A 12037-nucleotide genomic window follows, 5' to 3' on the forward strand; every position below is an offset into this window, starting at 1 on the left:
TAACAATGTAGCACTAAAAATTCAGAATAATCAAAAGAACGTTTAATTTTCACTTTTTCAAAGCGCCTGATTTTTAGTTATCACATAAAACATTTTAAGCTGCAAATGCTTTTATACATAATCAATTAAACCAATAAGTTTATACCGTTATGAAACATGCATTCATTTTTGGCACCAGCATTTTTTTAAGCACCCAAAACACCGTAGCACTTGAAAATGGTGACAACAACACCGAGTTTTTGAAGATCCTTTCTTTTTACAAGCATCAGCAAGGCATGGCAGATCATGTGCTCAGCATTAATGCCACCATTTATTCAACAGCCGGCGATGTGATCAGGGTAAGCGATAACAAGCTTGAAGAAGGCCCGATAGATGTTCATGTAGAAGCTGAGCCTAACCGGGTGTGGATATTTCAGCGCGGCCACCATGAACCTGTGTTGGATGTATATCAGCTGAATGAGCATGAATTTCACGGTTTATCAAGCCACATTTTAAACGAAATAGGCGTTCAGCACCCCGACGCGGTATTGACAATTAAAGGCAACTTTAAAGTTGGCGACGCACACCTCTTCATTGAAAATGAAAAAATGTTTGTAAACAGTAATGGCTATGCAAATGGTGTTGAAAATGCGCACCACGGCGTAATTCTATCGACGGGAGCTGAAGTTTAGCAAAGCGATATCCGCGGAAAGCCTGCCGTATTCTTAGTTAAAAATAGCCAACCATATAAAACCGTATATTTGCACCAATGCTGTATAGGCTTTTAAAATCGGTATTGGTTATTACCTTGCTTTTCACTTTTCAAATAAGTGCAAAAACAAGCCAGGATAGTTATGTAGTAAAAAAGCTATCCGTTAGCAACAATACTTCAGATTTAAAGAAAAGCACGCCACCGTTTAACATTTATGCCGAAGCGGGGGTAAATATTCATTTGCCCGCTATAAAATCATCGGCACACACGGCGGACGTTTTTTTAACAACCTGCAATTTTAATATTCTTAAATCTGCTGCCTGTTTGTATTCTGGCAGGCGCAGTTCTGTTTTTATATACCGGTTTTACCGGCTAATCCTCTTTCCTTTTCATGGTTTCTGGTAAAATAAGCTGATCATTTAATTTATTTTTTAACGCGGATTTATTGTATCCGTTTTTATCCATACTTAAATTATCAGCATGAACCATGTTTCGGAAAGTGCCCTGGTTGTGGGCATCCTATTATTAATATTTATCGTGCCTGTGTATGTCGTCGCCAGGTTATCCAGAAAAAAAAGACAAGCCAAATTAATTGAGCAGCTTCAAACCGTAGTGAGCTCACATCAGTTAGACTTAACCCATTCAGAATTGCTCGACAATAAAATCATTGGCTGGAGCAAGGAAGACAAAATGCTCCTTTTTGCTGTTCACCATGATGATGGTGTGATTATTAATGACCTGAGCGCGGCTTCGCGGGCTTATGTTATTAGAAACATGAATGGCAGTGCAGTAAAGTCAGTTATGCTCCAAATAGCAGATAACAATAACATGATTTTGTGTGGCATCCCCTTTTATGAACAGTTTACTGATAACGAACTGAAACTTAAAAGACTCGAAACACAAGCCAGGGATTGGGAACAATTACTAAATGTTCATTTTAAACGGTAACCACTATAACTATTTCCATTAATTTATCACAAAGTAAAGCCCTGCCGGTATAACGTGCCTGTTGCACAAGAAAGCATGAGGGCTAAAGTTAACGGGCAAATGACCAAAAGGTTGTTTGCCCGTTTCTGTTGAAGGGGAGCAGAGTCGCTATAAAGGCATTTGTAGTTCTGTGAAATCGAGTTATAAGATTATAAAACGGATTATCAAGACTCCCCGATGGTTTTGTTTTGCTATTTTTATTTGGCGAGGGCTTTAGCTTCAGTAGTTTTTTGAGGTTATAAGCAACGGCAGCCATAATCATACACTTGTTTGCCATCGCAATACCCTTTGTATTTACTTTTTTCATTCCGGTGAAATTGACCAGGGTACCTAATACCGGCTCGACGGTACCTTGCCTTACTTTCCGCATCTTCCGGCCTTTGCTGCTTTGTACACGCTGCTGCATCTGCCTGTATATATCCTTAATGGCAGACTCTCTGATGACCTTTGTACCTGTAGATGGATTGGTGCAGCTATCTTTGAGAGGACAAGTCGCGCAATCGCTAACCGAAGTTTTATAAAGCTTATGCAGGCCATTGCCTTTGGCTCTGAAATGTCGGAAGGTAAGGTATTTTCCCTGTGAACAGATACCGGTCATGCTCTTTATCATAGGTGAACCCTTCCCTGTCATCTTTGTAGCCTGAGCGGTTGGGTATATACCCTTCGATCTGATGTTCGATCAACGCTAAGAGCCCCGGCTCACTGCTATAGCCTGAATCCGCCAGGACTTCATGCACTGTCAATCCATTCTCTTTAAGGGTGTTTACCGTCTGCGTTAATATCTCGGGGAGACATTGCCCATCGCCTTTATCGGCATGGAATGCTTGTATGTGGGTAATTACGTGATTTGAGGTATCCACACTCACCTGGCTTAGGTAATTTAAGGCCAATACTTTGCCCGGCTTGTAAGATATGCGGGCATCAGTGTCGGATGGGCTTACCCTGGCTTGATTTACCGGCTTGGGTTTTTGTTTGGCAGAAGCCTGGCTGGCTGAAAGATGATCAGGCAGGTGAATGATATTATCCGAAGATAGCTTTTCAGTGTGTGCATCCAACTCCTTGCCATAGCCTGCAGCATCATCCAATATCTGACGTTCGACCACACTGGACAGGGCGGCATTGGCTTTCACCAGCACACTATCTACAGCCTGTCGCCGACCAGCGACCAAACCGTTATCGATACATTGTTTCAGTACCGTTTTGAAAATGGCAGTAAACGTTTCCTCCCCGTAAAGTTGGCGTGTCCGGCTCAGGGTGGAATGCCATGGTAGTTCTTCATCCAGGTCATAGCCGATAAAATAAAGAATATCCATGCGCATCCGTGATGTGATGATAATACGTCGGTCGCTATTCATGTTTTCCAGATAACCCACCAGCATCAGTTTAAAGAACACGACAGGGTCAATGCTCTTTTGGCCTTCGTTGCCATAATACTTCGCGGTCGAATCATAAAGGAAAGAGAGATCAAGTATGCTTCTTAACCGCCTGTAGAAATTGTCAGCCGGAACGTAATCGGAAAGCTGAAATCGGATGAATAGCTTCTCCTGGTAATCTTTTTTGCCTTGCATGCCTTTAATATACAAAACAAACAGCTGATTAACAAATACTTATAAGAAAAAAACACAATTGCCAAATTAGCAATTGTGTTTTTTGAAAGACCGCTGTTAGTTGTGCAACAGGCACGGTATAACCGCAGGGCTTTACTTATCATGAAAGTCTGTTATCTGTATAATTAATATGCAGCTATTTAACCCAGCTGTATTTCTTTCAGCGCTTCCGAAAATATTTCGTAAGAGCGTATCCTCGCTGCCTGATCATAAATATGCGAAGTCACCATTACCTCATTAACCTGCGTTTGCTGCAAAAAAGCTTGCATGCTTTTTTTTATTTTTTCCTTGTCGCCAATAAACAGGTAAGCCAGCATCTGGCTTACGGCATAACGTTCACTGATATTCCATACGTTATTCATATGATCTACAGGTGGTTGCAAAAGTTTGCGGTTCCCGGTAATTACACCCAGGAAAAATTGCTGCACTGATGTTGCCAGTCGCTCGGCTTCCGTTTCTGTATCTGCCGCTACCACATTTATGCAGGCCATTACATAAGGATCTTCAAGATATTCAGATGGTTGAAAATTTTCCCGATATATGCTTATAGCTTCTGTAAAATGTGTTGGCGCAAAGTGGCTTGCAAAGGCATAAGGCAAACCCATGGCCGCAGCTACACGTGCACTCTCGGTGCTGGAGCCTAAAATCCATATTGGTATGTCTAAACCTTCACCTGGAATAGCCCTTACTTTACTATCCCAGTTATCATCCGAAAAAAAGTTTTGAAGTTTTTGAATATCCTTGGGAAAATTATGAGGCATGTTAAAATTGGCGCCCCTGATAGCCTGTGAGGTAACCTGATCGGTACCGGGAGCACGCCCCAGGCCAAGATCGATACGACCGGGATACAGGGAAGCTAACGTTCCGAATTGTTCAGCCACAATGAGCGGGGCATGATTAGGCAGCATAATCCCCCCCGAACCTACGCGGATAGTTGATGTGCCACCCGCGATATGCCCTATAAGTATAGCCGTTGCCGAACTGGCAACATTGATCATGTTATGATGTTCGGCAAACCAATAGCGGGTGTAGCCTAACTTTTCCGCATGTTGAGCCAACTCGAAACTGGCGGCAAAGCTATCCGCTGGTGTGTGACCTTCTTTTACACTGGCGAGGTCTAAAATAGAATATGATATTTTTTTTGATTGTTTAATGTCCATTGCTTGAATTCTTTATATGCAGATCACTTTTCAAGGCTATCCAAACTGCATATTATTCAAATTTAAAAACTTCTGCAACGGAACGTATATATCGCTACGTTTATATGACTTTATATAAACCATATCGGAGCTTTCCGATATATCAATACTTAAGCTTAACCATCGGTTGCGGATCAAAAAAATGATTTAAAGGACCGTGACCATTACCGGTTTTTACATCTTTACCATGCGCTATTGCCTCGTGAACATAGATTTCAGCTTTTTTAATAGCGGTGATCATATCATAGCCCAGTGCTAAACCAGCAGCAATAGCCGATGATAATGTACACCCGGTTCCGTGCGTGTTGTTACTGTCGATGTAAACAGATTCAAACCTTATTTTAATTCCGTTTTTATCAAGATAAACATCACAAAGCTTGTCCTGGCCCAAATGTCCCCCTTTTATGAGTACCGCGTTACAACCCAGTTCAATAAAGCAACCAGCAGCAACTTCCATATCTTCAATATGCTTTATATCCAACCCTGTTATTAATCTTGTCTCATCCAAATTGGGTGTGATTAAAGTTATCAGCGGAAAAAGTTTAGTTTTTAAAACATCCACCGTAATATCTTCCATCAGTCGGTATCCGCTGCTTGATATCATTACAGGGTCAAAAATGATGGGTACATCAGGATATAACCTCAATATGGTTGCAATATCCATAGCTGTTCGAGCGTTGGGGATCATACCTATTTTAACAGCCCAAGGTTTAATATCATCCATTACAGCTTTAATCTGCTGCAATACAATTTCTGACGGGATATGATGAACAGCCGTCACTCCTATTGTGTTTTGTACAGTAACCGCTGTAATAGCCGAACTCCCAAAGCAGCCATACGCGCTAAAAGTCTTCAGATCGGCCTGTATACCTGCACCTCCGCCGCTATCTGAGCCCGCTATAGTCAGCACCGACGGATATTTATATAATCCCGCCATCATTGAAATATCCCATTTTTCACACTGTACATTTCACCCGTGTACTTTGATTTTATAAGCTGAATAGCCATCCTGCTCCGCTGCCCGGTTTGACAGTAAAAAACCAATTTTTTATTTACCGGAAGTGTATCTATCCTTTCTGTTAACTCATACAGCGGGATATTAATTCCACCAATGTTAAAATCCTCATATTCATACGTTTCCCGCACATCTATCAGGCAAATATTTTCTGGTTCCTGCTGGACCCAGTTGTTCACCGTATCCATGCTGATCTCCTGATTAAGCACAGGCTCTTCTATTTTACTTTGCTGTTTTTGGGTAGTAGTTCCGGTTTGTTTAACCACATTAAAAACCGTCATGCTGTTGTCGAGCATGTTAAGGGCTAAAAATTTACCCGAAAGAACTTCGCCAAGGCCACAAATAATTTTTATGACCTCATTAGCCATATACGTGCCAATAATTCCGGGTAACACACCTATTACGCCTATTTCGTCGCAATTAGGTACTTCATCATCCGCCGGAGGTTCGGGGAATACATCACGGTAGTTTGGGCCACCCTGATAGTTAAAAACGGCCACATGACCCTCAAACTTAAATATCGAACCAAACACCAACGGTTTGCCTAAATCAACACAGGTATCATTAACCAGGTACCGGGTAGTAAAATTATCAGAGCCATCTATAACTATATCATACTCATTTATAATACTTTCTGCATTTTCAGCGCTTAATTTCACCTGATACTCTTGTATAAAAATGTGAGGATTCAGGGCTTCAAGCTTTTGTTTGGCTACCCTGGCTTTTGGTTTACCAACGTCGGCGGCGTTATATAATATTTGCCGCTGCAGGTTACTGATATCGACAACATCTCGGTCAACTATGCCAATTTTCCCTACCCCTGCTGCCGCCAGATATTGCAGTACAGGGCATCCCAAACCACCGGCGCCGATCATAAGTACACTGGCATTTTTTAACATATTTTGGCCGTTTATTCCTACTTCCGGAAGTATAATTTGGCGATTATAGCGTTGTAATTCTTCCTTTTTTAACATTTTTAACAAATTATTTTACCAGGCAATTATCCCAGTCTTTCCAAACCGGTTCATACCCCTGCGCCCTGATCATTTTGGCAATTTCCTGCGGGCTACGTTCATCTGAAATTTCAAATTGTTCCAATGCCTCAGGTTCAACAGCATAACCGCCAGGATTGGTTTTAGAACCGGCACTTATAGACGTTATTCCCAGCTTAATGATATTATTCCTGAAATTTGACGACTCCCGGGTTGATATGGAAAGCTCCACTTCCTCATTAAACAGGCGGTATGCGCAGATCAGCTGCACCAATTCCCGGTCGCTCATCTCTACCTTGGGCTCCAGGCCGCCGCTGAAAGGGCGCAGGCGCGGGAACGACAGGCTGTATTTACTTTGCCAGTATTGTTTTTCGAGATAATTTAGATGGAGGGCGGTAAAAAAGCAATCGGTGCGCCAGTCTTCCAGACCAATCAGTACGCCTAAACCCATTTTATGGATACCAGCCTGCCCAAGCCTGTCGGGTGTTTCGAGACGATATTGAAAGTTGGATTTTTTCCCTTTTGGGTGATGTTTTTTATAATCTTCCTGGTGGTAGGTTTCCTGATAAACCAGTACGGTATTTAAGCCGTAAGGCGTTAACTGCCCATAATCTTCCAGGTCAAGGGGTTGCACCTCCATTGAGATATGCGCAAAATGCGGACGGATCAGATCGAGCGTTTTTTTAAAATAGTCTACGTTTACGGTAAGGTTAGCCTCTCCGGTAACCAGCAGCACATGATCATAACCCATATCCTTAATTACCGCCACCTCCTGCATAATTTCCATAGGCGACAATGTTTTACGCCTCACCTTGTTATCATAGCTAAAGCCGCAATAAGTACAAATGTTATTGCACTCGTTTGACAGATAAAGCGGCACGTATAGCTGTATAACCTTTCCAAAACGCTTCAGGGTTAATTGCTGACTAATAGCTGCCATTTGCTCGAGGTAAGGAGCGGCAGCGGGCGATACCAGGGCTTTAAAATCCTCTAATGTACGTTTGGATGCAACCAGTGCCCTCTCCACATCAGCTGAGGTTTTGGCGTAGATGCTGGCTTTGGTATCATCCCAGTTATAGGTTTCAAAAATATCGTTAAAACTACTCATCTAAAAAAGAGGTTAAAGGACTGCTGGCTATGGCATGTACAACCGGCAATGCAAGTTTTGCTTCAAATGCCATACGCCCTGCTTCAACAGCCATTTGAAAAGCAACAGCCATTTTTACCGGATCGTTTGAAACAGCAATGGCGGTGTTCACCAGTACCGCGTCGGCACCAATTTCCATAGCTTTGGCAGCATCAGATGGTGAACCTATCCCGGCATCAACAATAACGGGTACGTTGCTTTGGCTAATAATGATCTCTAAAAAATCAATCGTCTTTAACCCCTTGTTGCTACCTATGGGCGATCCTAATGGCATTACAACCGCAGTACCCGCATCTTCAAGCCGCTTGCACAAAACAGGGTCGGCATGAATATAGGGCATCACCACAAAGCCCATTTTGGCTAATTCTTCAGTAGCCTTCAGGGTTTCAATCGGGTCGGGCATCAGGTATTTGGGATCGGGATGGATCTCCAGTTTTATCCAGTTAGTCTCCAAAGCTTCACGTGCAAGCTGGGCCGCGAAAACAGCCTCCTTTGCATTTCTTACACCAGACGTATTCGGCAGCAAATTAATATGCGGATATTTTAAGCGGATCAGAAGATCATCCTGCTGATTGTTTTTTACATCTACACGCTTCAGCGCAACGGTAACCAGTTCGGACCCGGAGGCTAATAGCGCCTCCTCCATTAAAGCAGATGAGCTGAACTTACCAGTACCCGTAAACAAACGCGAGTTAAAAGTTTTACCGGCTATAGTTAACATATTTTATGCTTGGTTTAAAAGTTTGGCATTTAATGATTGGTATATTGATTTTACAGTTTGCGGTGCATCGGCAGCATAGGTTATTGCTCCCGACACAGCCACACCGTACAGTCCTGTTTGCATAATCGGCTCTATATCCTCCGGCAAAATGCCACCAATGGCAATTATGGGGGTGTTGATTCCGGCGGCTTGTACCTTCCGCATGATATCCTCATATCCGCTTAAGCCTAAAACTGGGCTAAGCTTTTCCTTGGTTTGGGTAAACCGGAATGGCCCCAAACCAATGTAATCTACCCCTTCGGCAATCCTTTGCTGTATGTGCTTAAAAGTATTTGCTGTTCCGCCGATGATCATTTGCGGGCCGATAATTTCCCGGGCCTGTGCTACCGGCATGTCCTGCAAGCCCAGGTGCAAGCCATAAGCGCCCACTTTTAAGGCAATTTCGGGATGATCATTTACAATAAGTTTGGCTTTATATTCAAAACATAACTCACTGACTTTAATCGCATAATCTAAAATTATATTATGCGACTGATCTTTAATTCGCAATTGTACCCATTTGCAGCCCGCATCAAGTGCGGCCTTAATTGCGGTGAGGTGAGTGCCGTCTTCGGGCTGCTGCGATATATAATGAAGTTTATCTATTATCATGATTTTCAGTCAGGATCTGTAATTCCTGTTTTAGGTTTTTAAAATTAGACAAGGCTATTTGGGGTTCATTCCAAATGGTTCCCAACACCGCCACACCATCAAAATTCATAGCTTTTATTTTATTTATATTTGATATATCAATACCACCTAAAGCAATTACATTCAAATTTTTACCTTGATTATCTAAATAAAAACTTTCAGCAAGATTGGTCATGTATCCCGGTTTGGAAATACTATTAAATACCGGACTCAGAAACGCATTATCAAACCACTTTAGTGATGGCAATGCCGCCATGTTATGTATTGATGTGCTTAATATGTATCCTTGCTTGTTCTGTGCTGCCAGTTTTCCGGCATCTGTATTTATCCTTTCTTGTTCTGTATAATGCAAACGTTCTATACCAAAGTCCTGCGCTAAAGCATGATGCTGGTGTAAGGCTATATAATGGCGGTACGGCTCATCTATCTGTGTCAACAACGCAGCTACCTGCTTCCCGCCATAACCGGGCTTGCGTACATGAAGGCGGGTTAAACCGGCTTCAAACAGCTGGTTAATGATACCCGCTTCATTCGGTATAGCTTCAGGATTTGATATGACTATTAGCTGCATAAGTTTTCATTTTATCAATAATTCCCGCCTATGTCATTGCGAGGAGGAACGATGAAGCAACCGCAAACTGTGCAGGTCTCTGTATAGCATGAGATTGCCGCGCTATCGCTCGCAATGACATATTTTTAGCTCTCATTTCTTAACAAATCAATTATGTCATTACGAGGAGGAACGACGAAGCAATCGCGAACTGCGTAAGCCTCCGCACAGCATAAGATTGCCGCGCTATCGCTCGCAATGACATATTGTTTTGTAACTTACAAGTATATCTCACTACCCTTTTCAGTAAATTCCTTTGATTTTTGTTCCATACCTTTTAGCAGTGCGTCTTCATCTCCTACGCCGTTCTCTTTGGCGTATTCCCTCACGTCCTGCGTAATTTTCATGGAGCAGAAGTTAGGGCCGCACATGGAGCAAAAATGGGCTATTTTGGCACCATCAGCAGGCAATGTTTCGTCGTGAAACTCTCGGGCTGTATCAGGGTCGAGCGAGAGGTTAAACTGATCTTCCCACCTGAATTCAAACCTTGCCTTGCTCAGCGCGTTATCGCGGTATTGAGCCCCGGGATGCCCTTTAGCCAGATCGGCAGCGTGCGCGGCAATTTTATAAGTAATCACGCCGTCTTTTACGTCCTTTTTATTTGGCAGACCCAAATGCTCCTTTGGCGTAACATAGCACAGCATGGCTGTACCAAACCAGCCTATCATGGCCGCGCCAATGGCCGAGGTAATATGATCATAACCCGGCGCTATATCTGTAGTAAGCGGACCCAAAGTATAAAAAGGAGCCTCGCCACAATGGGCCAGCTGCTTGTCCATATTTTCTTTAATGAGGTGCATGGGTATATGACCCGGCCCTTCAATAATGGTTTGCACATCGTGTTTCCAGGCTATTTTGGTGAGCTCGCCAAGGGTTTCCAATTCGCCAAATTGCGCGGCATCGTTAGCGTCGGCAATACAGCCTGGTCTTAGACCATCACCTAAAGAAAAGGCGACGTCATAAGCTTTCATAATTTCGCAGATGTCCTCAAAATGGGTATACAGGAAATTCTCTTTATGATGAGCCAGGCACCATTTGGCCATGATAGAACCACCGCGAGATACAATACCGGTAATCCGTTTGGCAGTCAAAGGCACGTAACGTAACAACACTCCCGCGTGAATAGTGAAGTAATCCACCCCCTGCTCGGCTTGCTCAATTAAGGTATCCCTGAACAATTCCCAGGTCAGGTCTTCGGCTTTGCCGTTAACCTTTTCCAAAGCCTGATATATGGGCACTGTACCTATGGGAACAGGCGAATTACGGATGATCCATTCGCGGGTTTCATGAATATTTTTCCCGGTAGAAAGGTCCATAATAGTATCGGCTCCCCAGCGGCAGGCCCATACAGCCTTTTCAACCTCTTCTTCAATACTGGAGGTTACTGCCGAGTTACCGATGTTGGCATTGATCTTCACCAGGAAATTACGCCCAATGATCATAGGCTCTATTTCGGGATGATTAATATTTGATGGGATAACCGCCCTGCCGGCAGCCACTTCCTGTCGTACAAATTCCGGCGTAATATATCCTTTAGGGGTGTTTGCCCCAAAACTATGACCCTGGTGCTGATGGCTCATTACCTCATACTGCCCGTTCAATTGTTCTTTCAACAAGTCGATACGCTGATTTTCGCGGATGGCAATATATTCCATTTCGGGAGTGATGATACCCTTTTTGGCATAGTGCATTTGTGAAACATTACGTCCGGCTTTGGCACGTAGTGGCCTGGACACATGCGCAAAACGAAGGTCATTTAAACTGGCATCGCTTAATCGCTGCTGCCCGTATTGTGAAGATATTTGATCCAGCTGCTCCACATCGTTACGGTTCAATATCCATTGTTCGCGTAAACGCGGTAAACCTTTTTTAACATCAATGGATGCATCAACATCGGTATACGGACCGCTGGTGTCATATACCGTTACCGGCGCATTGGGTTCTGTTTCGCCAAAACGGCCGTGCAATTTAGTATCGCTCAGGCTGATCTCACGCATGGCTACATGAATGTCATGGAACTGCCCTTTCACGTAAACCTTTCTGGATGCCGGGAATGGCGCGGTAGTAAGTACCTGTGTTGTCGGAATTTTTTCTGTTTTCATATGGAGGTGAGTTTTTAGCCGCCCTGGGTAGCTGTAATGATGATAATGTGATCGCCGTTGTTGAGCAACACTGTTTGCCAGTGGGCTTTGGAAACAATGGTTTGGTTAATGGCCACGGCCATGCCCTTAGCCGGGCTGCCAAGAATATCTGATAGCAAAGTTTGCACTGTGCACCCGTCCGGAATTGTATAGAGCTGCTGATTTACGGTGACTTCCATTCAATTTGTTAGTTAAGAAAATAACGATAGGAATGGCCCCGTTTAAGGAAGGAAAAAA

Annotated in this window: 14 protein-coding genes; 3 read left to right on the forward strand and 11 right to left on the reverse strand. The window is 43.3% G+C overall.

Features of this window, described 5'->3' with window-relative positions; all coding sequences use genetic code 11:
* The first annotated feature begins 149 nt into the window (after positions 1–149).
* From SNE25_RS22440 to SNE25_RS22450, 3 genes are all read left to right on the forward strand, one after another.
* Positions 150–671, forward strand: coding sequence for a hypothetical protein (locus SNE25_RS22440; protein ID WP_321561249.1), 522 nt, complete (start codon positions 150–152; stop codon positions 669–671).
* Between the two features lie 77 nt (positions 672–748).
* A complete protein-coding gene (locus SNE25_RS22445) occupies positions 749–1096 on the forward strand; it encodes a hypothetical protein (RefSeq protein WP_321561250.1) in 348 nt (115 codons plus the stop codon).
* A 75-nt stretch (positions 1097–1171) separates the two neighbouring features.
* Positions 1172–1639: a hypothetical protein gene (locus SNE25_RS22450; RefSeq protein WP_321561251.1), complete on the forward strand. Its 468-nt coding sequence runs from the start codon at positions 1172–1174 to the stop codon at positions 1637–1639.
* A gap of 88 nt (positions 1640–1727) precedes the next feature.
* Here the strand turns inward: SNE25_RS22450 and SNE25_RS22455 are convergent, their stop codons facing one another.
* From SNE25_RS22455 to thiS, 11 genes are all read right to left on the reverse strand, one after another.
* Entirely contained in the window at positions 1728–2276 is a 549-nt protein-coding gene (locus SNE25_RS22455) for a transposase (RefSeq protein ID WP_321561252.1), read from the reverse strand.
* Positions 2203–3246 carry a transposase gene (locus tag SNE25_RS22460; protein WP_321561253.1) on the reverse strand — a complete coding sequence of 348 codons (1044 nt, stop codon included), beginning with the start codon at positions 3244–3246 and terminating at the stop codon, positions 2203–2205. The genes SNE25_RS22455 and SNE25_RS22460 overlap by 74 nt, the downstream gene beginning before the upstream one ends.
* Positions 3247–3425: 179 nt before the next feature.
* On the reverse strand, positions 3426–4445 hold the full coding sequence (locus SNE25_RS22465) for an LLM class flavin-dependent oxidoreductase (RefSeq protein ID WP_321561254.1): 1020 nt from the start codon (positions 4443–4445) through the stop codon (positions 3426–3428).
* A 142-nt stretch (positions 4446–4587) separates the two neighbouring features.
* Complete coding sequence (gene thiD, locus SNE25_RS22470) at positions 4588–5424, reverse strand: bifunctional hydroxymethylpyrimidine kinase/phosphomethylpyrimidine kinase (RefSeq protein WP_321561255.1); 837 nt, start codon at positions 5422–5424, stop codon at positions 4588–4590.
* Positions 5421–6473, reverse strand: a complete 1053-nt coding sequence (locus SNE25_RS22475; RefSeq protein WP_321561256.1) for a HesA/MoeB/ThiF family protein — start codon at positions 6471–6473, stop codon at positions 5421–5423. Before SNE25_RS22475 ends, thiD begins: the two co-directional genes overlap by 4 nt.
* A 10-nt stretch (positions 6474–6483) precedes the next feature.
* On the reverse strand, positions 6484–7599 hold the full coding sequence (gene thiH / locus SNE25_RS22480) for a 2-iminoacetate synthase ThiH (RefSeq protein ID WP_321561257.1): 1116 nt from the start codon (positions 7597–7599) through the stop codon (positions 6484–6486).
* The gene (locus SNE25_RS22485) at positions 7592–8359 is read right to left on the reverse strand and encodes a thiazole synthase (RefSeq protein WP_321561258.1); all 768 of its coding nucleotides are present in this window, start codon (positions 8357–8359) and stop codon (positions 7592–7594) included. The genes thiH and SNE25_RS22485 overlap by 8 nt, the downstream gene beginning before the upstream one ends.
* Positions 8360–8362: 3 nt before the next feature.
* Positions 8363–9010 carry a thiamine phosphate synthase gene (locus tag SNE25_RS22490; RefSeq protein WP_321561259.1) on the reverse strand — a complete coding sequence of 216 codons (648 nt, stop codon included), beginning with the start codon at positions 9008–9010 and terminating at the stop codon, positions 8363–8365.
* On the reverse strand, positions 8997–9620 hold the full coding sequence (locus tag SNE25_RS22495; protein WP_321561260.1) for a thiamine phosphate synthase: 624 nt from the start codon (positions 9618–9620) through the stop codon (positions 8997–8999). Before SNE25_RS22495 ends, SNE25_RS22490 begins: the two co-directional genes overlap by 14 nt.
* Before the next feature lie 257 nt (positions 9621–9877).
* On the reverse strand, positions 9878–11761 hold the full coding sequence (gene thiC / locus SNE25_RS22500; protein WP_321561261.1) for a phosphomethylpyrimidine synthase ThiC: 1884 nt from the start codon (positions 11759–11761) through the stop codon (positions 9878–9880).
* Between the two features lie 14 nt (positions 11762–11775).
* Positions 11776–11979, reverse strand: a complete 204-nt coding sequence (thiS, locus tag SNE25_RS22505; protein WP_321561262.1) for a sulfur carrier protein ThiS — start codon at positions 11977–11979, stop codon at positions 11776–11778.
* Positions 11980–12037: the final 58 nt, after the last annotated feature.

This window comes from Mucilaginibacter sabulilitoris, from assembly GCF_034262375.1.
Classification (GTDB): Bacteria; Bacteroidota; Bacteroidia; order Sphingobacteriales; family Sphingobacteriaceae; genus Mucilaginibacter; species Mucilaginibacter sabulilitoris.